Consider the following 24,180-nt stretch of genomic DNA (forward strand, 5'->3'; position numbering starts at 1 on the left):
GTTCATCATGCTTCGGCGATCACCTTCTCGAAGACCTTGCGCGTGCGCGCCGCCAGTCCGACGATCTCTTCTTCGTCCAATACATAGGGCGGCATCAGGTAGACCGTGCGGCCGATCGGGCGCAGCAGCAGTTCGTTCTCGACCGCGCTGGTGAAGAAGCGGCGCGCGAAGGTCGAGGCGCGTTTCGCATCCGGCTCGACGGCGTCGAACGCCAGGATCATGCCGCGCTGGCGGAAGCTGGTGACGCGCTCGTGTTCCAGCAGCGGGGCCAATTCCAGCATCAGGCGGGTCGCGGTCTCGCGGTTCCTGTTCAATACATCGTCTTCCTGGAAGATCTGCAGGGTCGCCAGTGCGGCGCGGCAGGCCAGGGCGTTGCCGGTATACGAGTGCGAGTGCAGGAAGCCGCGCGTGATGTCTTCGCTGTAGAAAGCCTCGTAGACCTTGTCGGTGCTGAGCACCAGCGACAGCGGCAGGTAGCCGCCGCTGATCCCCTTCGACAGGCAGAGGAAGTCCGGCCAGATGGCGGCCTGTTCGCAGGCGAAGAAGGTGCCGGTGCGGCCGCAGCCGACCGCGATCTCGTCGGCGATCAGGTGCACGTGGTACTTGTCGCACAACTCGCGCAGACGCTGCAGGTAGAGCGGATCGTGCATCGCCATGCCGGTCGCGCACTGCACCAGCGGCTCGACGATGATGGCGGCGATCCTGTCGCCCTCTTCGGCGAACAGGGTTTCCACGTCCTTGATCGCGCGGCGCGCCACGTCCTGGGCCGACTCGCCGTCGACGGCCTTGCGGGCATCGGGCGAGGCCACGGTGCGGGAAGCGCGCAGCAACGGGCCATAGGCGTCCTTGAACAGGGCGACGTCGGTGACGGCCAGGGCGCCGATGGTCTCGCCGTGATAGGAGCCTTGCAGGCAGACGAATTCCTGCTTGTTCGGGTAGCCAGCGTTGCGCCAGTAATGGAAGCTCATCTTGAGCGCGATCTCTACGCTTGATGCGCCATCGGACGCATAGAAGGCATGGCCCAGCGCGTGGCCGGTTAACGCCGCCAGCTGCTCCGACAGCTCGACCACCGGCTCGTGGGTAAAGCCGGCCAGCATCGCGTGTTCGAGCGTGTCCAGCTGGTCCTTCAGGGCGGCGTTGATGCGCGGGTTGGCGTGGCCGAACAGGTTGACCCACCACGAGCTGATGCCGTCCATGTAGCGCCGGCCTTCATGGTCGTAGAGCCACGGCCCCTTGGCGTGGCTGACGGCGATCAGCGGCACCTCTTCGTGGTGCTGCATCTGTGTGCATGGGTGCCAGACGCTGCGCAGGCTGCGCGCGATCCAGTCGGACGAGGTGTGACGGTTCAAGATGAATCCTATTACTTTACTGATTGGCTAACTCAGCCAAGCGGGTTTGCGCTTCTCGAGGAAGGACGCGACCCCTTCGCGTCCCTCGGCGGAAGCACGGATATTCGCGATGCGGGCGGCGGTATCGGCCAGCAGCACATCGTCGATCGGCAGCCCGGCCACGTCGCGCACCAGCTTCTTCGCTTCGCGCACGGCATTCGGGCTGTTGTTCACCAGCGCCTTGACGATGGTGTTCACGGTGGTGTCGAGCTCCTCGGCCGGGACGACCTCGTGGGCCAGGCCGAGGCGCTTCGCGCAGCTAGCGTCGAAACGCTCGGCGCTGAGGAAGTAGCGGCGCGAAGCCTGGTCGCCCATCGCCTTGATGACGTAGGGCGAGATCGTGGCCGGGATCAGGCCCAGTTTCACTTCCGACAGACAGAAGTTCACGCCTTCAGCCGCCACGACGATGTCGCAGGCCGCCACCAGGCCCATGCCGCCGGCGTAGCAGTCGCCCTGCACTTTCGCCACCACCGGCTTCGGGCTGAAGTAGATGGTGCGCAGCATGTCGGCCAGGCGCAGGGCGTCGGCTTCGTTCTCCTCGTGGGAGTAGCCGGCCATCTTCTTCATCCAGTTCAGGTCGGCGCCGGCGCAGAAGGAGGGACCGTTCGCGGCCAGCACGATGGCGCGCACGTCGGCGTCCTGGCTGATCTCGTCGAAGGCCATGGTCAGGTCGGCGATCGCGACTTCGTTGAAGGCGTTGCGCACGTCCGGACGGTTCAGGGTGATGGTGGCGACCTTGTTGGCGACGTCGATGATCAGGGTATCGTAGTTATCCATGTTCTCTCCCCGTTTTACATGCGGAATACGCCGAACTTCGTGTCTTCGATCGGCGCATTCAGCGCGGCCGACAGACCAAGCCCCAAGACCATGCGCGTGTCGGCCGGATCGATGACGCCGTCGTCCCACAGGCGCGCGGTGGCGTAGTAGGGGTGGCCCTGGTGTTCGTACTGGTCCTTGATCGGCTGCTTGAACGCGGCTTCTTCGTCCGGCGACCACTGGCCGCCCTTGGCTTCGATGCCGTCGCGCTTGACGGTGGCCAGCACGGACGCGGCCTGGTCGCCGCCCATCACCGAGATGCGCGCGTTCGGCCACATCCACAGGAAGCGCGGCGAGAAGGCGCGGCCGCACATGCCGTAGTTGCCGGCGCCGAAGGAGCCGCCGATGATCACCGTGAACTTCGGCACGGACGCCGTCGCCACCGCGGTCACCATCTTGGCGCCGTTGCGGGCGATGCCCTCGTTCTCGTACTTGCGGCCGACCATGAAGCCGGTGATATTTTGCAGGAAGACCAGCGGGATCTTGCGCTGGCAGCACAGCTCGATGAAGTGGGTGCCCTTCAGCGCCGACTCCGAGAACAGGATGCCGTTATTCGCGATGATGCCGACCTTCATGCCGAAGATATGGGCGAAGCCGCACACCAGCGTGGTGCCATATCTCGCCTTGAATTCGTCGAAGCAGCTAGCGTCGACGATGCGGGCGATGACTTCGCGCACGTCGAAGGGCTTGCGGGTGTCGACCGGGATCACGCCGTACAGCTCTTCCGGTGCGTACTTCGGTTCGACGGATTCGCGCAGCGCGCCCTGTTGCGGCTTGCTGCGGTTGAGGTTCGAGACGATGGTGCGGGCCAGCGACAGCGCGTGGGTATCGTTCTGGGCCAGGTGGTCGGCCACGCCCGAGAGGCGGGTGTGGACGTCGCCACCGCCCAGGTCTTCGGCGCTCACGACCTCGCCGGTCGCGGCCTTCACCAGCGGCGGGCCGCCCAGGAAGATGGTGCCCTGTTCCTTGACGATGATGGACTCGTCGCTCATCGCCGGCACGTAGGCGCCGCCGGCGGTGCAGGAGCCCATCACGACCGCGATCTGCGGAATGCCCTTGGCGGACAGGTTGGCCTGGTTATAGAAGATGCGGCCGAAGTGGTCGCGGTCCGGGAAGACCTCGTCCTGGTTCGGCAGGTTGGCGCCGCCCGAGTCGACCAGGTAGATGCAGGGCAGGTTGTTCTGCTCGGCGATCTCCTGGGCGCGCAGGTGCTTCTTGACCGTCATCGGGTAATAGGTGCCGCCCTTGACGGTGGCGTCGTTACAGACGATCACGCATTCCTGGCCGCTGACCCTGCCGATGCCGGTGATGATGCCGGCTGCCGGGGCCGCATTGTGGTACATCTCGTAGGCCGCCATCTGGGAAAACTCGAGGAAGGGCGTACCGGGATCGAGCAGCATCTGCACGCGGTCGCGCGGCAGCAGCTTGCCGCGGGCGACGTGCTTGGCACTGGCCGCTTCGCCGCCGCCCTTCGCAACGGCGGCCACCTTGGCGCGCAGGTCGTCGACCAGGGCTTGCATGGCTGCGGCGTTGGTCTTGAAATCCTCGCCGCGCGGGTTGAGTTTGCTGTCGATTTGAGGCATCGCGTCTCCTGCGTATTCTATTTAGCTTTTTGCTCGGGGAAGCTGCCGTCTACATAGAACCAGCGTGGCACGCCGCCGGGCGTTTCGGGTTCGCGCACGAAGTTGCTGATCTCGTGCAGCCGCTGGGCGCGGCCGTTGACCCTGAAGCGGGCGACGAATTCGACGGTGTCCTGGTCCAACTGTTCCGGCAGATCTACTTTACGTTGACGTAAACGTAAAGCAGATTTTATCTCAAGTCCGAGCCATTGAATCTTTTCATTTTTGTCGACGATGGACTCTTCCGGCCGGGTACTCGGGTGCCAGGTGGCGCGCAGATAGTCTTCCTGCTGCATCACATAGGCCGTGTAGCGCGAACGCATCAGCGCTTCGGCGGTCGGCGGAAGCTGGGCGCCGGCGATATACGGGCCACAGCAGCGCAGGATGGGCAAGGTACTGCCGCAGGGGCAGCCGGGTTTTGGCGGGGTAGGCATGGCGGCAATTATCCGCCATTTTAGAGGCTCAGGTGAGAGGCGATGACTGTTCGGAATTTCCTAGAAGACAGCATATTGGCTGCAGTTGCCTCATCTTCGGACATCTTTTGCCGAAAATAAATTCAACCGTCTCGAAAAAAATTCGGGGTCAGAGCACTTTTCCGCAAAAATTCGGGGTCAGAGCACATTACCGTTTTTTACCGCCAGCGCGGCTATTTTCGACTATTGGTTACAAATTTCGGGCCTGGCCCGAGCATTCGCCCCTATGGCAGAAGCCATGCCGGGCTTAGCTGCAGCTGGGTCATTGCCCCATAAAGTGCTCTGACCCCGAATTTAAGGCGAAAAGTGCTCTGACCCCGAATTTCAGCGCAGGGTCAGGCCTTCGAGGGTGAAGGGTGGGGTTTTGTCTTGGACGAGGTCGGCCAGTAGGCTGGCGGTGCCGCAGGCGAAGGTGAAGCCGAGGGGGCCGTGGCCGATGTTCAGCCACAGGTTCTTGTAGGGCGAGTGGCCGATGATCGGGGCGCTGTTCGGGGTGGCGGGGCGCAGGCCGGCCCAGGGGGTGACGCTGTTGTAGTCGGCCGCATCGGGCATGGTTTCGCGGACCTGGCGCGTCAGGCTGGCCAGGCGGCGGGCGTCCAGGCTCAGGTCTTCGCCCATCATGTCGACCATGGCCGCCACCCGCAGCTTGCCGCCGATGCGCGCGTACAGCACCTTGCGCTCGAAGTCGGTGACGCTGATTTCCGGCGCCACGTCGCTGGGACGGATCGGCGCCGTCAGGCTGTAGCCCTTGAGCGGATAGATCGGCAGCGAAATGCCGGCGGTCCGGGCCAGTGCGCGGCTCTGCATGCCGGCCGCCAGCACGTAAGCGTCGCCTTTCACCGGGCCGCTGCTGGTCTCGACGCCGGTGATCCGGTCGCCGGACGTCAGCAGACGCAGGGCGTCGCCATGCACGAAGCCGGTAAAGCGCGGATGCGCCGCGATGCGTTCGGCCAGGGCCACGCAAAAGGCGTAGCAGTCGGCCACCGCTTCGCCGCTGTTGTAGATGCCGCCTTCAAGCTTGTCCTCGGCGGCGGCCAGGGCCGGCTCGTGGGCCACGCATTCGGCCGCGTTCCAGACCTGGCGGGTAGGGGAGGAATCCGGTTTGGAGGCGGCGGCCTCAAAGGCTTTCCTGGTCCGGTAGACCACCAGCTTGCCGGACTCGCGCCACTGGAAGGATTCCGGCGGCACCACCGGTTCGAGCTGGACCATCGCCTGGCGCGACAGTTCGCCCAGCTCCAGCAGCTTGTTCGTGGTCTTGCGGTTGGCGTCGGCGCGGCAGTTGGCCAGGAAGGCGGCCAGCCAGGTCCACTGGTGCAGGTCGAACTGGGGCTTGAAGCGCAGCGGACCATATTCCTGGAACATCCACTGCAGCGCCTTCAGCGGCACGCCGACGTCGGCCAGCGGCGACACGTAACGGTAGCTCAGCTGGCCGCCATTGCTGAAACTGGTGCCGGTGCCCACTTGTGGTGCACGTTCGAGCAGCGTGACCTTGTGGCCCGCCTCGAGCAGCCACCAGGCCGAGGTCAGGCCGACAACACCTCCGCCGATCACGATTATTTCTTGCATCCGTGCACACTATTTTTCTTCGATGATGACGTGAAAGCTTAGGGGCTGGCCCTGGCTTTCGCTAATGAATGTAGCGCAGGCAGGCATAACCGCCGGTCATGCGCGCACCAGGATGGCGCGCCGATGCATCGTCGTGAGGATCTGTTCCTGGAAACGGGCCAGAGACGAATACCTGCCCTTGTAGGCCAGCGGGTCGGTCGAGGTGCCGCCCACCAGCGCGACCATGCCGTTGCGGTTCTTCAGGTCGGCAGCGAACACCGACATCAGCCCGTAAGCGTCGCCCAGGTGGCCGGCCGCCGCGAAGCCGCCGCCTTCGACCAGGCGGGTATGGGTGACGGGATCGTCAGGGAATTGCTCGTTGCCCAGGCCCCAGCAATTGAACAGGCCGTCGAGGCTGTCGCCGTTGCCGCCTTTGCCGTCGTAGGTCCACTGGCGCGAGAACATCCGGTCCAGCGTGGCCTGCCGCAGGATGCGTCGACCGTCGTGCACGCCGCCATTCATCAGCATGCGCATCACGACGCCCATGTCGTGGGCCGAGATGCGCATGCCGCCGGTCGGGCTGAAGGGCGTGGCGTTCGCGCCGATGACGTAGCGCTCGATGCCGGCCGGTGGCGAGGGCGGCGCTTGGCCGTAGTCGTCCGCCTGGGCGATCCAGGGGCCGTTGGCATCCCAGACCTCGGTGTCGACGGTGCGCTTGCGGTACAGGGTCGCGATGTTGGCGACGTCTTCCGGCGGCAGCTCGGACGGGTTGTAGCCGGCGTGCAGGCCGAGGGGCTCGACCAGCAGGCGCCGCATCAGGCGGTCGAAGCGCTCGCCCGTCACCCCTTCCATGATGGTGCCGATCACGCCCCAGCCGAGGTTGCAGTAAGTGAAATAGGCGCCCGGGCCGGCATTGCTTGCCCACATCTTGCCTTCGCCATGCAGGCGGCTGCCGGGGACGAGGACGTCCTTCAGCGCCGTGTCGACGCCCCAGGAATAGCCGGCCTCGTCGCGCAGGGACGAGGTGTGGGTGAGCAGGTGGCGCAAGGCGATGGCCTGGTCCGGGAAATGCGGATTGCGCAAGCTGAAGCCGAGGTAGCCGGAGACGTCGGCGTCCAGGTCCAGCTTGCCGTCCTCGACCAGGCGCATCAGGCCGAGGGTGGTCATCATCTTCGAGATCGAGGCGATGCGGAACAGGGTGCGCGCATCGACCGGCTTGTCCGACTGGCCATTCGACCCACTGACGTTGCCAATAAGGCGCCGGCCGAACTGGGCCTCGTAGGCGATGCGGCCGTCGCGGATCGCCAGCACCGACAGGCTGGCCAGCTCGCAGGCGGGATTCGCCACGATCGCCGCCAGCTCGCGGTCGAGCCGGGCCTTCAGCGCGGCAGGCATGGCGGCCGCGGAAGCGCTCGACGCCGGCGCGGCCGCCAGCAGCGGATCGATCATGCCCAATAAAGCCATGCCCAGCATATTGCGCCTGCCGTGGTTCATCTCGTCTCCTTGTTCTTGTCATGGCCAGCATACGGAGTCGCCGGCCGCACTGCCAATGAATAGGCCGCAGCTATACATAACTTTTCGGAATGATAACGGCCGATCCTTTCATGGCAGGCTGTTGGGATTGGTATTACACTGGTTTTATTATGCTGAACACCGAGACCCCCGCCCCGCAACACGCTTCCCTGGACCAATACCCCACCACCGAGCTGGTGAATGTGCTGGTCGATGACCAGTTCAAGGCCGTCGAGGCGGTCCGCGCCGCCGCGCCGCGCATCGCCGCCGCCGTCACGGCCGCGCTGCCGCGCATGGAAGCGGGCGGCCGCCTGATCTACGTCGGCGCCGGCACCTCCGGCCGCCTGGGCGTGCTCGACAGCGTCGAGCTGTATCCGACCTTCTCCTGGCCGCACGGCCGCGCGGTGGCGCTGCTGGCCGGCGGTACCGATGCCATGTTCGTCGCCGTCGAAGGCGCCGAGGACGATCTCGAACAGGGTGCGGCCGACCTGCGCAGCGTGAACGTGGGCCCGGACGACGTGGTGCTGCTGATCGCGGCCTCGGGCGCCACGCCCTATGTGCTGGGCGCCCTGCGCGCCGCGCGCGCCGCCGGCGCGCTGACCGTCGGCTTCGCCAACAATCCGGACGCCCCGGTCGCCGGCGAGGCGGAAATCGGCGTCACCCTGGACACCGGTCCGGAAGCCATCTCGGGCAGCACCCGCCTGAAGGCCGGCACCTCGCAAAAGATCGCTCTGAACTCTTTCTCGAGCGCCCTGATGGTGCGTTTGAACAAGGTTTATGGCAACCTGATGGTAGACTTGAAGGCTACCAATGCCAAGCTGGTGCGCCGGGCGATCCGCCTGACCACCTTCGCCACCGGCGCCGACGATGAAACGGCGCGCCAGGTGCTGGAGCAGTGCGGTTTCCACGTCAAGGTCGCCATCGTCGCCCTGTCCAGGAAAATCGAGGTCGAGCAGGCGCGCGCCCTGCTGGACAGCGCGCACGGCAGCGTGCGCGAAGCGTTGGCCGGCTGACCAGTTCAATGACCAGTTAAGCGAGCGGGGCGTGCTGGAAGCGCCCTGCGCCGCCGGTACGCCCCACCACGAAAGAGTTATGCAGAAAACGCAAGCAAAGAACCCGTGGCTGTGGGTACCCTCCCTGTACTTCGGCCAGGCGATCCCCTACATCGTCGCCAACAGCCTGTCGGTCGTCATGTACAAGGACATGGGGATCTCCAACACCGACATCGCTTTCTATACGAGCCTGCTGTACCTGCCCTGGGTGATCAAGCCCCTGTGGTCGCCGCTGGTCGACATGTTCGGCACCAAGCGCGGCTGGACCGTCGCGTTGCAGCTGGCGCTTGCCGCCGGCCTCGGCGCGGTCGGCGCGACGCTTCACTTACCCGCCTTCTTCGTGGTCAGCCTGGCCGTCATGTGGATCATGGCCTTCGCCTCGGCCACCCACGACATCTCGGCCGACGGCTTCTACATGCTCGGCATGCCGCAGGCGCAGCAGGCCGCCTTCGTCGGCGTGCGCTCCACCTTTTATAGATTGGCGACCTTGGCGGGGCAGGGGCCGCTGGTGATCCTGGCCGGCACGCTCGCCGTGTCGCTGGGCGACGTGCACCAGGCCTGGGCCATCGTGTTCTTCGTGCTGGCCGGCCTGTTCTTCGCGCTGTTCGCCTGGCACCAGGCGGTGCTGCCGCGGCCCGACGCCGACCACAAGGCGAGCGAGGGCAGCAATCCGCTGCGCGCCTTCCTGGCCACCTTCGGCAGCTTCTTCGGCAAGCGCGACATCTGGCTGATCCTCGGCTTCATCCTGACTTTCCGCCTGGGCGAGTCCCAGCTGCTGAAACTCGTCGCGCCCTTCCTGAAGGACCCGGTCGAGAAGGGCGGCCTCGGCCTCACCACCGCGCAGTACGGCACCGCCTACGGCACCATCGGCATCGTCGCCCTGACCATCGGCGGCCTGTTCGGCGGCTGGCTGATCTCGCGCTGGGGCCTGAAGCGCTGCCTGTGGCTGATGGTGTTCGCGGTGCACCTGCCGGACCTGGTGTTCGTGTATCTGTCCACCTTCCAGCCGCAGAACTTCGGCGTGATCTCGGGCTTCCTGGCAATCGAGCAGTTCGGCTACGGCTTCGGCTTCACCGCCATGATGATGTACATGATCATGGTCTGCGAGGGCCCGTATAAAACCGCGCACTACGCGATCTGCACCGGCCTGATGGCGCTGGGGATGATGGTGCCCGGGATGTGGAGCGGGAAGCTGCAGGAGATGATTGGCTACCAGCACTTCTTCACCTGGACCTGCCTGGCGACGGTTCCGGCTTTCATCATGGCGGCGCTGGTGAAGATTGATCCGGAGTTCGGGAAGAAGTAGTAGTAGTGCGCCGTCGTCCCCGCGCAGGCGGGGACCCAAGTTTGCCAGCGCAGTCGTAACGCACGCAGAACTTGGACCCCCGCCTTCGCGGGGGCGACGTTCACACGCTAACAAGAAGGAGACAACAACAAGATGCAAGACCCCAAGTCCCGCCTGGCTTCGCTCGACGCCTTCCGCGGCTTCACCATCGCCGCGATGGTGCTGGTGAATAATCCGGGCGACTGGAGCCACCTGTATTCCCAGCTCGAACACGCGAAGTGGAACGGCTGGACTTTCACCGACTGCATCTTCCCCTTCTTCCTGTTCATCGGCGGCGTCGCGATGGCGCTCTCGCTGGGACGCCTGGCCGCGGCCGGCGCCGATCGTCCGCGCCTGTTGCTGAAGCTGGCCAAGCGCGCCGCGCTGATCTTCCTGATCGGCTTCCTGCTGAACTTCATGCCCTACTTTAATGTCGAGAAGGTGCGCATCCCCGGCGTGCTGCAGCGGATCGCGCTGTGCACCCTGCTGGCCGCGCCCATCGTCGTGTATTGCGGCTGGCGCATGCAGCTGGCCATCATCGCCGGCCTGCTGACCCTGTACAGCGTGCTGATGCTGCTGGTGCCCGTGCCCGGCATCGGCGCCGGCGTGCTGGAGCCTGGCCAGGACTTCGGCGCCTGGATCGACCGCTCGCTGCTGGGCAATCACCTGTGGGTGCAAAGCAAGACCTGGGATCCGGAAGGGCTGGTGTCGACCCTGCCCGCGCTGTGCAGCCAGCTGTTCGGCGTGCTGGCCGGGCGCTGGCTGGCAACGAACGTGAACCGCACCGAGCAGACCGTCTGGATGCTGCTGGCCGGCCTGTTGTGCGTGTGGATCGGCGCGATTTTGGACTCCATTCTGATGCCAATTAACAAGAGCTTGTGGACCCCGTCCTATTGCTTCCTGATGACGGGCTGGGCCCTGATCGTGTTTTCCGCCTTTTACTGGCTGCTGGACGTAAACCCTTACACTGCCGTGCGCGAGGCCGCGGCGCGCTGGACCAAACCCTTCGTCATCTATGGCATGAATGCGCTGTTCATCTTCGCGCTGTCGGGATTCCTGGCGAAGATGTTCGGTTTCATTAAATTTACCCAGCCGGACGGCAGCCTGCGTTCGCTGGGGAAAACCTTGTATGCGCCGATCGCCGCGCTGCCCATCGGGCCCCTGAACACCTCGCTGCTGCATGCGGTGCTGTTCAATGCGCTGATGTTCGCGGTGGCCTGGGGCATGTGGCGCAAGAAATGGTTTGTCAAAGTTTGAAAAATATGTGGAGCACCTGTGCAACCTGATCAGAAACGACGCGCGTTCGCGCTTGCGGGAGTCGCCGGCGCGCTGGCGATGAGTGGCCTGTTCTCGGCCTGTACCACGACCCCGGGCGCCGGCAAGATCGCCACCGCCGGCGCAGGCGATGGCGACATGCCGCCGCCGGCGCCGCGCGAATTCCGCGCCGCCTGGGTCTCGACCGTCGCCAACATCGACTGGCCCAGCAAGCAGAACCTGAACGCCGCCCAGCAGCAGGCCGAGGCCATCGCGATCCTCGACCGCGCCAAGGCGTTGAACCTGAACGCCATCATCCTGCAGGTGCGTCCCTCGGCCGACGCCATCTATCCTTCGCAGATCGAGCCGTGGTCGGAATACCTGACCGGGGCCCAGGGCAAGCCGCCGCAACCGTGGTACGACCCGCTGAAGTTCTGGGTCACGCAGGCGCATGCGCGCGGGCTCGAGCTGCACGCCTGGTTCAATCCCTATCGCGCACGCCACAACATCGCCAGGTCGCCGGCCGCGCCGAACCACATCACCCGCAGCAATCCGGCCGCCGTCAAAACCTACGGCAAGTTCGAGTGGATGGACCCGGGCGAGGAATCGGCGGTCAAGCAGACCCTCGACGTCGTGCTCGACGTGGTGCGCCGCTACGACATCGACGGTGTCCACATCGACGATTACTTCTATCCCTACCCGATCGAGGCGCCCAACGCCGCGGCCGGCAACGAAACCGCGCTGAACGGCAAGGCGGCGAAGGCGGAACTCGACTTCCCGGACGAGCCGTCCTGGCAGCGCTACCTGGCCCTAGGGGGCAAGCTGGACCGCGCATCCTGGCGCCGCCAGAACGTGAACCACCTGATCCAGGCCATGTACGAGGGCATCCACAAGGAGAAGAGCTGGGTCCGCTTCGGCATCAGCCCCTTCGGCCTGGGCCGCCCGGACCGCCGCCCGCCCGGCGTCACCGGCTTCTCGCAGTACGACAAGCTGTACGCGGACGCCGAAACCTGGCTGCAGAACGGCTGGCTCGACTATTTCACGCCGCAGCTGTACTGGTCGATCAAGCAGCCGGGCCAGGCCTACGACGTGCTGCTCGACTACTGGCTGGGCCAGAACAGCCAGGGCCGCCACGTCTGGCCGGGCCTGTACACCAGCCGGGTCGGCATCGCTCCGCCGGCCAAGGATTACCAGCCCCAGGAGATCATCGACCAGATCGCCATCACGCGCTCGCGCCCGAGCGCCGGCGGCCACGTCCATTTCAGCATGGTCGCGCTGATGGAGAACCGCAAGGGCCTGAGCGACCAGCTGCGCACGGTCTCCTACGCCACCCCGGCGCTGGTGCCGGCCACGCCCTGGCTGGGCAAGGACAAGCCGGAAGCGCCCTCGGTGGCCGTCACCCGCAAGGGCAGTGCGCTGCGCCTGAAGCTGGCGCCAGGCAAGGGAGACAGCCTGTATGCCGTGTGGTCGCGCTATGGCGGCCAGTGGCGCTTTGCGGTGGTGCCGGCCGGGCAGAACGAGTGGCTGGTGGGTGACGATGCGACTTTGGGGGCGGCGGATCTGGTGGTGGTGAGTGCGGTTGACCGGTTGGGGAATGAGAGCGCTCGGGTGATGGCCTGGAAGAAGGCCTAATCGTTAGCAGTTGCACGTCGTCCCCGCGACACCAGCCACCGTCGTCCCCGCGAAGGCGGGGACCCAAGTTTGCATAAATTTCGATAACTCAAGCAGAACTTGGACCCCCGCCTTCGCGGGGGCGACGGAGCAAAAGTCGCGGGCACGACGGTTCTAGGGCCGCGGGCCGACGTGCTCTCCATAACCTTTACTCATGCGCATACGGCCACCTTTCATTCGCACGCCCCGGCCCGACCGGCGTACACTTCGCTTCGACCATGATTCAAGCCTCATCCTCCGCTGCCACTGAGCTGGGCCTCGGCATCGACGCCGGCGGCACCCAGACCCGCTGGGCGCTCGCTGCGCCGGGCGGCCAGATCGTGGCCGAAGGCACCGTCGCCGGGCTGTCGGCCCTGCAGATGGGCAGTCCGCATGGCCGCGAGACCGTGCGCGCCACCTTTGCCGAGCTGGCCGCCAGCGTGCTGCCCCATGGCGTGCCGGCGCGCGTGCAGGCCGGGCTGACCGGCTTCGGCGGCGAGGGCGAACTGCTGCAGCGCTGGCTGGCCGAGCTGCTGCACATGCAGGCAAGCGGCATCCACTTCTGCAGCGACATGGAAATCGCCTACCGCGCCAGCTTCGCGCCCGGCGAAGGCTACCTGGTGTACGCCGGCACCGGTTCGATCGGCGCCTTCATCGACCTTGACGGCACCTTCCACCGCGCCGGCGGCCGCGGCGTGGTGCTGGACGACGGCGGCGGCGGCTTCTGGATCGCGAAGGAGGCGCTGCGCCACATCTGGCGCCTCGAAGACGAATCTCCCGGCGCCTGGCGCAGCTCGAAGATGGCGCAGGCCGTGTTCGACTACGTCGGCGGCGACGACTGGGCGTTTTCCCGCCAGTTCATCTACGGCCAGGAACGCGGCGCAGTCGGCAAGCTGGCGCTGGCCGTGGCGGCGACGGCCGACCAGGATCCGGCCGCCGCCGCCATCCTGCGCAATGCCGGCGCCGAACTGGCGCGCCTGGCGCGGGCCCTGATTTCCCGCTTCGGACCGCGCCCGGTGGCGGTGTCGGGCCGCGCGGCAGAACTGCACCCGTCCATCGTGGCGGCGATGCGCGAGCTGCTGCCGGCCGGGCTGGCATTCAGCCAGACCTCGGGCGGCGCCCATTACGCGGCGGCGCGCATGGCGCTCGAACCGCCGCCGACCCCTGCTGCATAATAACAAGCATTCAACATTCGACGAGACGAACCATCCATGAAAAGCCTTGCCGCCACCCTCCTGATCGCCCTGCTGGCCGGTTGCGCCACCGGACCGCAGTATGACAAGACCTACACGGCCAAGGGCCAGAGCTCGCGCGCCCGCTTCCTGGTGCTGCACTATACCGTCAGCGACCGCCCGACCTCGATCAAGATCCTGACGCAGCAGGAAGTCAGCGCTCACTACCTGCTCACCGACGAGCCCAGGCCGGTCATCTACAACCTGGTCGACGAGAAGAACGCGGCCTGGCATGCCGGCAATTCGAGCTGGAAGAACTACACCCAGCTGAACAACAGCTCGATCGGCATCGAGATCGTCAATCCGGGCTGGAAGGACACCCCGGCCGGCCGCGTCTACGCGCCTTTCCCGCAGTACCAGATCGACGCCCTGATTCCGCTGGTGCGCGACATCGTCACCCGCAACCACATCGCGCCGGAAAACGTGCTCGGCCACAGCGACATCGCCCCGCTGCGCAAGCAGGACCCGGGTCCGATGTTCCCGTGGAAGCAGCTGGCCGACGCCGGCCTGGTGGTGTGGCCGGACGCCGCCCGCGTGGCGGTGGTGACGCCGATCTTCCAGACCCAGCTGCCGGACGTGGCCTGGTTCCAGAAGAAGCTGGCGGCCTGGGGCTATGGCCTGGTCCAGTCCGGCAACATGGACGAGCAGACCCGCTCCGTGCTGTCGGCCTTCCAGATGAAATACCGTCCGGCGAACATCGACGGCATGCCCGACGTCGAAACCGCCGCGCTGCTGGAGGCGCTGACCAACCCGAGCGGCCCGCTGCCGCTGCTACCTCCAGTGCTGCCGTCGCCGGTGATCACTTCGCCGGTGCCGTCGCCCGTGCTGCCGGCTCCAGCCCCCGCCACGGTCGATCCGGCAGCCATTCCTGCAACACCGCCGGTAAAAGTTCAGCAGTGATGCTTTCCGGCAGCGCCAGTTTTACGTATCCTTTCCCTTTCTGCTCCAAAGGGTGAAGCGATGCGCCTGCGCCATATCGAAGTTTTCCACGCCATCATGCAGGTCGGCACCATCAGCGGTGCCGCCCAGGTTCTCCATATCTCGCAGCCGGCGGTGACCAAGGTGCTGCAGCATGCCGAGCTGCAGCTGGGCATGCCGCTGTTCGAGCGCGTCCGCGGCAAGCTGTATCCGAAGCCGGAAGCGCACCGCCTGTTCGCGGAAACGGAAAAGCTGAACCGCGACCTGCAGGGCATCCGCCGCCTGGCCGCCAGCCTGAAGAACCGCGCCGGCGAGACCGTGCGCCTGATCTCGACGCCGACCATCGCCGTCAGCGTGCTGCCGGCCGCCCTGACGGTGTGGCGCCGCGAGTTCGCCCAGACCCGTTGCGAACTGGCCACCTTCCACACCAGCGAGATCGTCAACGCCCTGCGCCTGGGCGAGGCCGACCTGGCGCTGTCCCTGCACGACCCGCGCCACCCCGGCATCGAGGCCGAAGCGATCGCCGCCGGCAACCTGATGGTGATGGCGCCGGCCGGCACCTGGAGCGAGGCGGAATGCCGCGAGCCGATCACCCCGAGCGCCCTGTCCGGCGAACTGATCGGCCTGGCCGACCGCGACCCGCTCGGCGAAATGGTGGTGGCGGCCTGCGAGGCCCAGGACGTGCATCCGGTATTCCAGACCGTGGTGCAGACCTACCAGATCGCCCGCTCGCTGGTCGAGGCGGGCGCCGGCAGCGCGGTGCTCGACCCGTTCACGGCGGCCTCGGCGGCCAAGGCCAAGGTCCAGTGCCGCCAGTGGGCGCCGGCGATTCCGGTCCAGCTCTACCTGCTGACGGCGAGCCATGCGCCGCTGTCGCACGGTGCGCGCGAGCTGGCAAACTGCATCGGCGCGGCCGCCCGCGCATTGTTAGACAAAGGAACTCAGTGAAAGGTCGACAATGAGCATTACCGGGCCCTTGACGATCGCCAGCGAGGACATCGCCGGCGATCCCGAGTTCCGTCACCTCTCCAGCATCGCCGGCATCGCCGTCGACCTGCGCTACGCCACCCCCGACAACTTCATCGGCCGCGACCTGTACTCGCCCTACGACTGCGCCTGGCTGCACGTCGATGCCGCCGCGGCGCTCGAGCGCGTGGTGGCCTGGTTGAAGGAACAGCGGCCCGGCTGCACGGTGCTGGTGCTGGACGCCCTGCGTCCCCAGCGCGTGCAGCAGCAGCTGTGGGACGCGCTGGAGGGCACCGGCCTGCAGATGTATCTCGCCAATCCGGAGCGCGGCTCGATCCACTCCTACGGCATGGCGCTCGACATCACCATCCTCGACGAAGCCGGCCGCGAGCTCGACATGGGCACCGGCTTCGACGACATGACCGAACTCTCGCACCCGAAGCTGGAAGAAGGTTTCCTGCAGACCGGTGCTCTTACCGAAGCCCAGGTGGCCAACCGCCGCCTGCTGCGCGAGGCGATGTTCCAGGCCGGCTTTGTCGGTATCAACACCGAATGGTGGCATTTCGATTGCGGCGACCGCAACCTGGTGCGCCAGACCTTCCGCCGCGTACTCTGAGTTCTTGCCGCATCCCTGTGGCGCCACGCTGACGGCACCCGCGCACGCTTGAGCCAACTCATTCGTCATGCATGAGCAAGCGTAAAAATTGGAGCCGTCACAGACGTCCAACCAACAGGGAGGGTGCATGATGAGAGGCACGGTAAGAGTTATGACGCGGGCTTGCGCGCTGGCCGCCGGACTGTCGGCCGCGCTGGCAGGATGCAGCACCGATGGCGGCAACAACCCGCTGGCGTCGCGCAGTACGACGGTGGAGTACTACCGGGTATTCGACATCAGGACCGACGCTCCCGCGCAATCGGTCACCAAGGCGGCCACCGACGGCATCAACCGCAACGTCAAGGATGCGGTGGTGGCAACGCCTCCCGGCGTCGAGGCGACCGACCTGCCCGGCCACTTCAAGATCGCCGATCCGACTGGCGTGCCGGCGGGTTCTTCGGTGGCCAGGGGCCCCAGTTGCGAGGGCGCGGCATGGACCGCCAAGGCGACCCCGCGGGTGCGCGGCACCGAGGACATGAACCTGGTCGCCTGCCTCTTCCCCTACAAGAGCGGCTATCACCTCGACATGGTTGCCGTGTTCACCAAGCCCGAGGGCGGCATCATGCATTGGCCGCGGCGCCTGGGCAGCGTCTTCCTCGGCACACCGGAAAAATTCACCGAGTCGACCATGATGGATGTGGTGCGCGCGATCCGCGAGGGCACCGGCGCGAATGTCTCATTGGTGGAAGCCAGGCCCAACCTGGCCGGCACGCCGTGGATGGAGCCGGGCACGAATACGGCGCAGGGGAACTCGGGCGGCGCCGCATCATTGGCCGGGGCGGCCGGGGCGCCCGCGCAGCCGGGCAACGCGGCGGGGACGGTCAAGGCGAGTTCGGTGCCGCAATAAAGTTTCAAAAACAGGCTAAATTTGAAATTTTATTGCATCAAGTTCAAGCACATCGTCTGCTCGAGCAGTGCCGAACCGGGGCGGATCGGCGCCGGCGTGCCGACGTCGCGGAAGCCCTTGCGCAGGTAGAGCCGGATCGCGGCCTGGTTGCTGCAGACCACGCCCAGGCGGACGCTGTGCGCCCGGATCGAACGCGCCCAGGTCACGGCTTCGTCGACCAGGGCCGCCGCCACGCCACGGCCGCGCGCTTCCGGCGCGACCCACATCTGGAACAGGTTGACGATGCCGGCATCCTCGGCGTCGCACTTGGCCCAGAGCAGGCCGAGCATGTCAGCGACGGCGTCGTCCGGTCCGGCCGATTCCGCGACCAGCGGACAGTCGCGGCCCGAGACGCTGGCCGCGGTCAGGCGCGCCATCCACAGTTCCTGGGCCCAGGCTTCCTCGGCCTGAAAGCTGCTGCCGAAGGCCTCGGGTGCGTTGGCCAGCGAGCGCAGGCGCAGCGCGCGGTAGGCCGGCCATTCGCGCGCTGTGAAGCGCCGGATGCGGATGCCGGCGGGCGTGCCTGCCGATGCGGAGGCGGAGGCAGGCACCGGTGCCGGTGCGTCGCCGCTCACGGGCGTTCCAGCGCCGCCGGAGCGGGCGGCATGGGCTGGCGCTGATTGCTGTCCTGGCCCTGCTGCTGCCCCTGCTGGGTGGCTTGCTGGGGCTGGGTCTGGGGCTGGGCCGGCTGCAGCGGCTGTTCGGGCTGAGCCGGCGGCGTCGCCAGCACGCCTTGCGGCGTCGGCTGCGGTCCCGGCGTCGGCTGGCTCGGCGCCGGCTGTCCCGGCACGCGCAGCACCGGCTGGGCAGGACCGCCCAGGCGTGATGCCCAGTCGACCAGGGTGTCGACCACGGCGCGGCCGCGGCCGTTGCTGGCCAGGCTGCTGTTGACCATGGCCACCACGACCAGCGGCTTGCCGGTGGCGTCCGGCACATAGCCGGCCAGGGACACGACGTTGCTGAGGGTGCCCGTCTTCAGGCGTGCGCGGCCGGCAGCCGGGCTGTCGTGCAGGCGGCGGCGCATGGTGCCGTCGACGGCGACGATCGGCATGCTGGACTGAAATTCCGGCGCCCAAGGGCTGCGCAGGCCGGCCTTCAGCAGGCCGCCCATCTGCGCCGGGGTGATACGCTCGGTGCGCGACAGGCCGGAACCGTTTTCGAGCACCAGGCCCTTGTCGTCGATGCCGTGGGCGCGCATCCAGTTGCGCACGGCGGCATCGCTGCGCGAGAAGGTCGTTTCGGCGGCGCCGGCTTGCGGATGGCTGCCCAGCACCGGGTCTGCTTCCAGTGAACCCAGGCTCAGGAAGATCAGGCGCGCCAGCAGGTTGTCGGAAGGTTTGTTCGTATCGCGGACGATTTCCGGCAGCGTGCGCGAGACGTGGGCGGCCAGCAGGCGCGAGTCCGGCGGCGTCGCGCCCTCGACGGCGGTGCCGGAAATTGTGCCGCCGAGCCGTTTCCAGGTAGCACGGAACAGGCGCTCCACGTAGTCCTGGTGGTCGACCACATTGATCGAATAGCTCTGCTCGCAGTTCTTCGGGAAAGTCCCGTGCAGCATCACCTTGATGCCGCCGTTCTTCTGCGGCACCACTTCCGGCAGCTTCCAGCCGTCGTCCCACTGCTTGCAGTTGGCGTCGATCAGCTTCATGTCGTGGCCGATGCTCACGCCCTGCAGCTCGGGCTGCATCTGCAGCTTGAGGCGCGAGCCGGTCGAGCGCATGTCCAGCTGCAGCATGTTCTTGTTGATCATCGCCGCATCGGGGATGACGTTGTAATACGCTTCCGGCGATTCGTCGAAGGGCGGCGCGCCGAGGTCGGTGCGCGCCGGATTGAAGAGCTGGCGGTCGACGACGAGCTTGCCCTCGATCTTGCGGATGCCCTGGTAGCGCAGGCTGCGCAGCATGTTTTCCAGCGCTTCGCCCGAGAGGTCGACGTCGGCGCCGCCGCGCAGCACCAGGTCGCCTTTCAGCGTGTCGCCCCGCAGCGCGCCGGTGGTGCGCAGCTCGGTGCGGCCGCGGAACACCGGGCCCAGGGTCTCCAGGCCGACCAGGGTCGACACCAGTTTCATGGTCGAGGCCGGCTGCATGGGGCGGTCCGCCAAGTGGGACAGCACGGTCTGGTCGTCGCGCAGCACCAGCACGCTGACGGCGTCTTCCGCGATGCCGGTGCTGCGCAGCACCTGGGCGACCGGTTCCGGCAGTTGGGCGTGGGCAGGAAGCGCGCCGCTGAAGGAAGCGACGGTGGCGAGGGCGGCGAAGGCGAGCGGGCGGATGCGAAACATGCTGGTCCCTTTATTCATTCAAAAATCAAGCGAAGAACACGTAGGCCACCGAGATGGCGGCGATGATGCCGGCCAGGTCGGCGATCAGGCCGCAGGAAATGGCGTAACGGGTCTTGCGCACGCCGACCGAACCGAAGTACAGGGCGACGATGTAGAAGGTGGTGTCGGCCGAGCCCTGGAAGATGCAGGCCAGGCGCCCGACGAAGGAATCCACGCCATAGGTCTTCATGGCGTCGATCATCAGCGCGCGCGAGCCGCTGCCGGAGAGCGGCTTCATCAGCGCGGTCGGCAGGGCGGGAGTAAAGGCGGTGTCGAGGCCGGCCTGGCGGATCAGCCATTCCAGGCCCTGCACCACGAAGCCCAGCACGCCGGAATTGCGGATCACGGAGATCGCCACCAGCATCCCGACCAGGTAGGGAATGATGGTCAAGGAGGTCTGGATGCCGCCCTTGGCGCCCTCGATGAAGGCCTCGTACACATTCACCTTCTTGCGCAGCGCGCCGACGATGAACACGACGATGATGGTGAACAGGATCAGGTTGCTGGCGACTTTCGAGAAGGTCTCGATTTCCGGCTTGGTGAGGAAGGTCGTCATGTACCACATCAGGCCGGCGATGGCGGCCGTCATGCCGCCCAGCCAGCCGAGCACCACGCCGTTGATCAGGTTGATGCGCTGGCGGATCGACACGGCGATGATGCCGGCGACGGTGGCGACATAGGTCGCGATCATGCAGGGAATGAAGATGTCCGAGGGGTCTTTCGCCCCCAGGATGGCGCGCTGGGCCATGATGGCCAGCGGGATCAGGGTCAGGCCGGACGTGTGCAGCACCAGGAACATGATCTGGGCGTTGCTGGCCGTGTCCTTGTTCGGGTTCAGGCTTTGCAGGCTTTCCATCGCCTTCAGGCCGAAGGGCGTGGCGGCATTGTCCAGGCCCAGCAGGTTGGCCGAGAAGTTCATCACCATGTGGCCGGTGGCCGGGTGGTCCTTCGGCACCTCCGGAAAGATGCGCGAGAAGAAGGGAGAAATGATCTTCGCCAGCCAGCCGACCGCGCCGGCCTTCTCGCCGACGTTCATCAGGCCCAGCCACAGGGTCATCACGCCGGCCAGCGGCAGGGCGATGTCCATCACGCCCATCTTGGCGGAATCGAAGGTGCCGTCGATGATGCGCTTGAAGATCTCGGTATCTCCGAGAAAGATCCACTGGGCCAGCGCCGCGACGAAGCCAACCAGGAAAAAGCCGATCCAGATGTAATTCAGAGCCATGTGATGTAGTCAGGGCGAACGTGCGCTTAATTGTGCAGCGGAGAGTATAGGCGTAGCGCAAGCTGCAAGGATGAAAGAATGCCCCGAGGCTATGTGAAAAAGTTATGTACCGGCGCCGCGGTCGACGTGCGGCATTCCGGACAGATCGGGGGCGGATTGTGCGGATTCACGGAATCGCCGGTGCCATCCCTTTAACGCCAATCTATTTGTGCTTCTAAAACAAGGACTTGGAGAAAGCCCTAACACCTTGATCGCTGGCATGGAAACTGCTCATGCTTTGTTGGCAACGTACCGCAGAGTCGTGCAACAACAATCAATCATCAAGGAGACAGCAATGGCATTCGCCACTCGCATCAAAGCATTCCTGAACGTCAAGACGTTGGCCGTCGCCCTGGCAGCCGCCGCGCAATTCCCGCTGGCCCATGCGGCCGACCTGGTCCGCCTGGGCAACCTGAAGTTCGCCCACTACGGCGCCGTCGCCTACATGAAGGAAATCGCGCCGCAGTACAACCTGAAAATCGAAGAGCGCGTCTTCGCCAAGGGCCTGGACATCGTGCCGGCCATGATCGCGGGCGAAGTCGACGTCTCGGCCAGCGCGCTGGAAGCGGCCATCTCCGGCCGCGCCAGCGGCGTGCCGGTCTACCTGGTGGCCGGTTTCGCCAAGGGCGGCGTGCGCATCGTCGGCCGTCCCGACCTGAACATCCACTCGATCACCGACCTGAAGGGCAAGAAGGTCGGCGTCACCCGCGGCGGCCCGCAGGAAATCCTGCTGTTCGCCGAACTGTCGAAGCACAACATGACCTGGTCGGACAAGCCGGGCAAGGATGTGCTGGTCGTCTACATGGGTTATCCGGACCTGAACCAGGCCCTGCTGACCAAGAACATCGACGCCATGAGCCAGTCCGAGCCTTACTCGACCCAGGCCATCAACAAGAAATACGGCACCGAAATCATCAAGCCCTACGACACCCCGCTGGAAGAGCCGACCCGCGCCCTGGTGATGTCGGAAAAGCTGTACAAGGAACGCCGCGACGTCGCCCAGCGCTTCATGCAGTGCTTCGTGGACGCCACCCGCAAATTCCTGGCCGATCCGAAGCTGGCCGAGAAGTATGTGCGTGAATCCATGTTCAAGAACCAGGTGTCGTCCGAGGATTACCGCGACGCGATGGAAAACGCCAAGTTCACCGACGACATCACGGTCGAACACGTCCAGCTGACCACCGACTACATGATGAAGTACAACGTCGGCCGCATGGCGAACCCGCCGGCCGCGAAGGACTGGGTCAAGTTGGATCTGCTGCAGGCAGCCAAGAAGTCCGCTAAATAAGCAAGGGGTCGGGATGAATCTTCTGTTGCTCCGGCGCCTGGTCCATGGCGCCGCGGTTCCGCTCGCGGCGCTGCTGCTGTGGCAGGGCGCATCGGCCATGGGCTGGGTGAATCCGCAGGTCCTGCCTTCGCCCCTCGCCGTGCTGCATAAATGGGGCGAGTACCTGATGCCCTTGAGCGCCTACGACCCGGCCCAGAGCAGCTATCTGCGCTGGCTGGTGTCCGGCGAACTGCTGGAAGACGCCTACAGCAGCCTGACGCGGGTGCTGGTCGGCTTCGCCATCGGCGCCGGCCTGGCCCTGCCGCTGGGCCTGCTGATGGGTACCAACAAGGCCGTGTATAAACTGTTCGATCCGCTGGTGCAGATCCTGCGTCCGATCCCGCCGATCGCCTACATCCCGCTGTCGATCCTGTGGTTCGGCCTCGGCAATCCGCCGGCCTTCTTCCTGATCAGCCTGGGTTCCTTCTTCCCGGTCCTGATGAACACCATCGCCGGCGTGCACCAGGTCGATTCGATCTATATCCGCGCGGCGCGCAACCTCGGCGTCGGTCCGATGACGATGTTCCGCCGCGTGATCCTGCCGGCCGCCACGCCCTATATCCTGGCCGGTGCGCGCATCGGCATGGGCACCGCCTTCATCGTCGTGATCGTCGCGGAGATGATCGCGGTGAACAACGGTCTCGGCTTCCGCATCCTGGAAGCACGCGAATACTTCTGGTCCGACAAGATCATCGCCGGCATGTTCACCATCGGCCTGCTGGGGCTGGCCATCGACTCCGGCATGAGCGCGCTGAACAACCACTTGCTGAAGTGGCATCGCGGTCTCGACAACCATTAAGGAGACGACATGACAGCCATCCACATCAACGGCGTCAACAAGGTGTTCGCCGGCCAGGGCGGCGAGGTCGTCGCCCTGCGCGACATCAACCTCGAGATCGCCAGCGGCGAATTCATCTGCCTGCTGGGCCCTTCGGGCTGCGGCAAGTCGACTTTGCTGAACGCGATCGCCGGCTTCTCGCATCCGACCTCGGGTCGCATCCTGGCCGGCGACAAGCCGATCCTCGAGCCCGGTCCCGACCGCGGCATGGTGTTCCAGGAGTACGCGCTCTTCCCCTGGATGACGATCGAGAAGAACATCGCCTTCGGCCTGGAAGTGGCGGGCCGCAGCGCCGCGCAGATCCGGGAGCGCGTCGACTTCCTGCTGAACATGCTCAAGCTGCAGGATTTCCGCGCCCGCTATCCGAAGGACCTGTCGGGCGGCATGCGCCAGCGTGTGGCGATCGCCCGCGTGCTGGCGCTGGAGTCGCCGGTCATGCTGATGGACGAGCCCTTCGGCGCCCTCGACGCCCTCACCCGGCGCAACCTGCAGGACGAATTGCTGAAGATCTGGAAGACCTTCGGCACCACCATCGTGTTCGTCACCCACAGCATCGAGGAATCGGTGTACCTGGCCGACCGCACCATCGTCATGACCTACCGTCCCGGCACCATCAAGCGCGACGTGCCGATCACGCTGGAGCGCCCGCGCGATCCGGCCGATCCGGAATTCAACCGCATCAAGCGCATGCTGGGCGAGCTGGTGATGGAAGAGCAGCAGCGCCACGAGAACGCCGAGCGCCTGACCGCGACCGCCGACTGAAGCGACAAGACAAGAAAGAGAACATCATGAGACAAAAAGCCCAATTCCACTGGGATGACCCGCTGCTGCTGAGCCAGCAGCTCACCGACGAAGAGCGCATGGTGCGCGATGCCGCCGCGGCTTACTGCCAGGACAAGCTGCAGCCGCGCATCCTCGAAGCCTTCCGCCACGAAGCCATGGACACGTCCATCTTCCGCGAGATGGGCGAACTCGGCCTGCTGGGCCCGACCATTCCGGAACAGTACGGCGGCCCCGGCCTGAACTATGTGTCGTACGGCCTGATCGCGCGCGAAGTCGAGCGCGTCGATTCCGGCTACCGCTCGATGATGAGCGTGCAATCCTCGCTGGTGATGGTGCCGATCTTTGAATTCGGCAATGAAGA

22 protein-coding genes are annotated in these 24,180 nt (G+C 65.8%); 13 read left to right on the forward strand and 9 right to left on the reverse strand.

Annotated elements, in window-relative coordinates:
- Positions 1-5 precede the first annotated feature (5 nt).
- The 6 genes from bioA to AC1DOP_RS22435 form a co-directional block, all read right to left on the reverse strand.
- A complete protein-coding gene (bioA, locus tag AC1DOP_RS22410) occupies positions 6-1,349 on the reverse strand; it encodes an adenosylmethionine--8-amino-7-oxononanoate transaminase (protein ID WP_441935195.1) in 1,344 nt (447 codons plus the stop codon).
- 27 nt (positions 1,350-1,376) lie between these two features.
- Complete coding sequence (locus AC1DOP_RS22415) at positions 1,377-2,165, reverse strand: enoyl-CoA hydratase/isomerase family protein (protein ID WP_441935196.1); 789 nt, start codon at positions 2,163-2,165, stop codon at positions 1,377-1,379.
- Between the two features lie 14 nt (positions 2,166-2,179).
- On the reverse strand, positions 2,180-3,787 hold the full coding sequence (locus AC1DOP_RS22420; protein ID WP_441935197.1) for a carboxyl transferase domain-containing protein: 1,608 nt from the start codon (positions 3,785-3,787) through the stop codon (positions 2,180-2,182).
- 17 nt (positions 3,788-3,804) lie between these two features.
- Entirely contained in the window at positions 3,805-4,257 is a 453-nt protein-coding gene (locus tag AC1DOP_RS22425; RefSeq protein WP_477253437.1) for a YchJ family protein, read from the reverse strand.
- Positions 4,258-4,620: 363 nt separating this feature from the next.
- Positions 4,621-5,862: a D-amino acid dehydrogenase gene (locus tag AC1DOP_RS22430; protein WP_441935199.1), complete on the reverse strand. Its 1,242-nt coding sequence runs from the start codon at positions 5,860-5,862 to the stop codon at positions 4,621-4,623.
- 96 nt (positions 5,863-5,958) lie between these two features.
- Positions 5,959-7,335, reverse strand: a complete 1,377-nt coding sequence (locus AC1DOP_RS22435) for a serine hydrolase domain-containing protein (RefSeq protein WP_477253440.1) — start codon at positions 7,333-7,335, stop codon at positions 5,959-5,961.
- Positions 7,336-7,484: 149 nt separating this feature from the next.
- Between AC1DOP_RS22435 and murQ the strand changes: the two genes are divergently transcribed.
- The 9 genes from murQ to AC1DOP_RS22480 all read left to right on the forward strand — a co-directional run bounded on the left by murQ (position 7,485) and on the right by AC1DOP_RS22480 (position 17,251).
- Positions 7,485-8,366 (forward strand): N-acetylmuramic acid 6-phosphate etherase, encoded by an 882-nt coding sequence (gene murQ, locus AC1DOP_RS22440; RefSeq protein ID WP_477253442.1) that lies wholly within the window; start codon positions 7,485-7,487, stop codon positions 8,364-8,366.
- A gap of 79 nt (positions 8,367-8,445) precedes the next feature.
- Positions 8,446-9,711, forward strand: coding sequence for an MFS transporter (locus AC1DOP_RS22445; protein WP_441935202.1), 1,266 nt, complete (start codon positions 8,446-8,448; stop codon positions 9,709-9,711).
- A gap of 132 nt (positions 9,712-9,843) precedes the next feature.
- Positions 9,844-10,986, forward strand: a complete 1,143-nt coding sequence (locus AC1DOP_RS22450; protein ID WP_441935203.1) for an acyltransferase family protein — start codon at positions 9,844-9,846, stop codon at positions 10,984-10,986.
- A 78-nt stretch (positions 10,987-11,064) separates the two neighbouring features.
- Complete coding sequence (locus tag AC1DOP_RS22455) at positions 11,065-12,615, forward strand: glycoside hydrolase family 10-like protein (protein WP_442121288.1); 1,551 nt, start codon at positions 11,065-11,067, stop codon at positions 12,613-12,615.
- A gap of 257 nt (positions 12,616-12,872) precedes the next feature.
- The gene (locus tag AC1DOP_RS22460; protein ID WP_441935204.1) at positions 12,873-13,808 is read left to right on the forward strand and encodes an N-acetylglucosamine kinase; all 936 of its coding nucleotides are present in this window, start codon (positions 12,873-12,875) and stop codon (positions 13,806-13,808) included.
- 36 nt (positions 13,809-13,844) lie between these two features.
- Complete coding sequence (locus AC1DOP_RS22465; RefSeq protein ID WP_441935205.1) at positions 13,845-14,765, forward strand: N-acetylmuramoyl-L-alanine amidase; 921 nt, start codon at positions 13,845-13,847, stop codon at positions 14,763-14,765.
- A 60-nt stretch (positions 14,766-14,825) separates the two neighbouring features.
- Positions 14,826-15,731 (forward strand): LysR family transcriptional regulator, encoded by a 906-nt coding sequence (locus AC1DOP_RS22470; RefSeq protein ID WP_441935206.1) that lies wholly within the window; start codon positions 14,826-14,828, stop codon positions 15,729-15,731.
- Positions 15,732-15,741: 10 nt separating this feature from the next.
- A complete protein-coding gene (locus tag AC1DOP_RS22475; protein WP_441935207.1) occupies positions 15,742-16,365 on the forward strand; it encodes a M15 family metallopeptidase in 624 nt (207 codons plus the stop codon).
- Between the two features lie 151 nt (positions 16,366-16,516).
- Positions 16,517-17,251, forward strand: a complete 735-nt coding sequence (locus AC1DOP_RS22480; RefSeq protein WP_477253446.1) for a hypothetical protein — start codon at positions 16,517-16,519, stop codon at positions 17,249-17,251.
- A 29-nt stretch (positions 17,252-17,280) separates the two neighbouring features.
- Here the strand turns inward: AC1DOP_RS22480 and AC1DOP_RS22485 are convergent, their stop codons facing one another.
- Genes AC1DOP_RS22485 through AC1DOP_RS22495 form a run of 3 tightly spaced genes read right to left on the reverse strand, consistent with a single transcriptional unit; the run spans position 17,281 to position 20,832 of the window.
- Positions 17,281-17,865 carry a GNAT family N-acetyltransferase gene (locus tag AC1DOP_RS22485; RefSeq protein WP_477253448.1) on the reverse strand — a complete coding sequence of 195 codons (585 nt, stop codon included), beginning with the start codon at positions 17,863-17,865 and terminating at the stop codon, positions 17,281-17,283.
- Positions 17,862-19,568 (reverse strand): D-alanyl-D-alanine carboxypeptidase/D-alanyl-D-alanine endopeptidase, encoded by a 1,707-nt coding sequence (dacB, locus tag AC1DOP_RS22490; protein ID WP_477253450.1) that lies wholly within the window; start codon positions 19,566-19,568, stop codon positions 17,862-17,864. The genes AC1DOP_RS22485 and dacB overlap by 4 nt, the downstream gene beginning before the upstream one ends.
- A gap of 25 nt (positions 19,569-19,593) precedes the next feature.
- Positions 19,594-20,832: a nucleoside recognition domain-containing protein gene (locus tag AC1DOP_RS22495; RefSeq protein WP_441935211.1), complete on the reverse strand. Its 1,239-nt coding sequence runs from the start codon at positions 20,830-20,832 to the stop codon at positions 19,594-19,596.
- Between the two features lie 334 nt (positions 20,833-21,166).
- Here AC1DOP_RS22495 and AC1DOP_RS22500 point away from each other — a divergent pair, with 334 nt between their 5' ends.
- The 4 genes from AC1DOP_RS22500 to AC1DOP_RS22515 all read left to right on the forward strand — a co-directional run.
- Positions 21,167-22,159 carry an ABC transporter substrate-binding protein gene (locus AC1DOP_RS22500; protein ID WP_441935212.1) on the forward strand — a complete coding sequence of 331 codons (993 nt, stop codon included), beginning with the start codon at positions 21,167-21,169 and terminating at the stop codon, positions 22,157-22,159.
- Positions 22,160-22,256: 97 nt separating this feature from the next.
- Complete coding sequence (locus tag AC1DOP_RS22505; RefSeq protein ID WP_442121289.1) at positions 22,257-22,997, forward strand: ABC transporter permease; 741 nt, start codon at positions 22,257-22,259, stop codon at positions 22,995-22,997.
- A gap of 9 nt (positions 22,998-23,006) precedes the next feature.
- A complete protein-coding gene (locus AC1DOP_RS22510; protein WP_441935213.1) occupies positions 23,007-23,798 on the forward strand; it encodes an ABC transporter ATP-binding protein in 792 nt (263 codons plus the stop codon).
- 26 nt (positions 23,799-23,824) lie between these two features.
- Positions 23,825-24,180: acyl-CoA dehydrogenase family protein (locus AC1DOP_RS22515; RefSeq protein ID WP_477253453.1), on the forward strand; the 356-nt coding region annotated here is incomplete at its 3' end.

Source organism: Massilia sp. 01N410, from assembly GCF_056399665.1.

Bases quoted from the DNA above. Each gene is read 5' to 3' on its own strand.
- AC1DOP_RS22415 (WP_441935196.1), bottom strand. From the start codon at position 2,165: ATGGATAACTACGATACCCTGATCATCGACGTCGCCAACAAGGTCGCC.
- AC1DOP_RS22420 (WP_441935197.1), bottom strand. From the start codon at position 3,787: ATGCCTCAAATCGACAGCAAACTCAACCCGCGCGGCGAGGATTTCAAG.
- AC1DOP_RS22425 (WP_477253437.1), bottom strand. From the start codon at position 4,257: ATGCCTACCCCGCCAAAACCCGGCTGCCCCTGCGGCAGTACCTTGCCC.
- AC1DOP_RS22430 (WP_441935199.1), bottom strand. From the start codon at position 5,862: ATGCAAGAAATAATCGTGATCGGCGGAGGTGTTGTCGGCCTGACCTCG.
- AC1DOP_RS22435 (WP_477253440.1), bottom strand. From the start codon at position 7,335: ATGAACCACGGCAGGCGCAATATGCTGGGCATGGCTTTATTGGGCATG.
- murQ (WP_477253442.1), top strand. From the start codon at position 7,485: ATGCTGAACACCGAGACCCCCGCCCCGCAACACGCTTCCCTGGACCAA.
- AC1DOP_RS22445 (WP_441935202.1), top strand. From the start codon at position 8,446: ATGCAGAAAACGCAAGCAAAGAACCCGTGGCTGTGGGTACCCTCCCTG.
- AC1DOP_RS22450 (WP_441935203.1), top strand. From the start codon at position 9,844: ATGCAAGACCCCAAGTCCCGCCTGGCTTCGCTCGACGCCTTCCGCGGC.
- AC1DOP_RS22455 (WP_442121288.1), top strand. From the start codon at position 11,065: ATGAGTGGCCTGTTCTCGGCCTGTACCACGACCCCGGGCGCCGGCAAG.
- AC1DOP_RS22460 (WP_441935204.1), top strand. From the start codon at position 12,873: ATGATTCAAGCCTCATCCTCCGCTGCCACTGAGCTGGGCCTCGGCATC.
- AC1DOP_RS22465 (WP_441935205.1), top strand. From the start codon at position 13,845: ATGAAAAGCCTTGCCGCCACCCTCCTGATCGCCCTGCTGGCCGGTTGC.
- AC1DOP_RS22470 (WP_441935206.1), top strand. From the start codon at position 14,826: ATGCGCCTGCGCCATATCGAAGTTTTCCACGCCATCATGCAGGTCGGC.
- AC1DOP_RS22475 (WP_441935207.1), top strand. From the start codon at position 15,742: ATGAGCATTACCGGGCCCTTGACGATCGCCAGCGAGGACATCGCCGGC.
- AC1DOP_RS22480 (WP_477253446.1), top strand. From the start codon at position 16,517: ATGACGCGGGCTTGCGCGCTGGCCGCCGGACTGTCGGCCGCGCTGGCA.
- dacB (WP_477253450.1), bottom strand. From the start codon at position 19,568: ATGTTTCGCATCCGCCCGCTCGCCTTCGCCGCCCTCGCCACCGTCGCT.
- AC1DOP_RS22495 (WP_441935211.1), bottom strand. From the start codon at position 20,832: ATGGCTCTGAATTACATCTGGATCGGCTTTTTCCTGGTTGGCTTCGTC.
- AC1DOP_RS22500 (WP_441935212.1), top strand. From the start codon at position 21,167: ATGGCATTCGCCACTCGCATCAAAGCATTCCTGAACGTCAAGACGTTG.
- AC1DOP_RS22505 (WP_442121289.1), top strand. From the start codon at position 22,257: ATGGGCTGGGTGAATCCGCAGGTCCTGCCTTCGCCCCTCGCCGTGCTG.
- AC1DOP_RS22510 (WP_441935213.1), top strand. From the start codon at position 23,007: ATGACAGCCATCCACATCAACGGCGTCAACAAGGTGTTCGCCGGCCAG.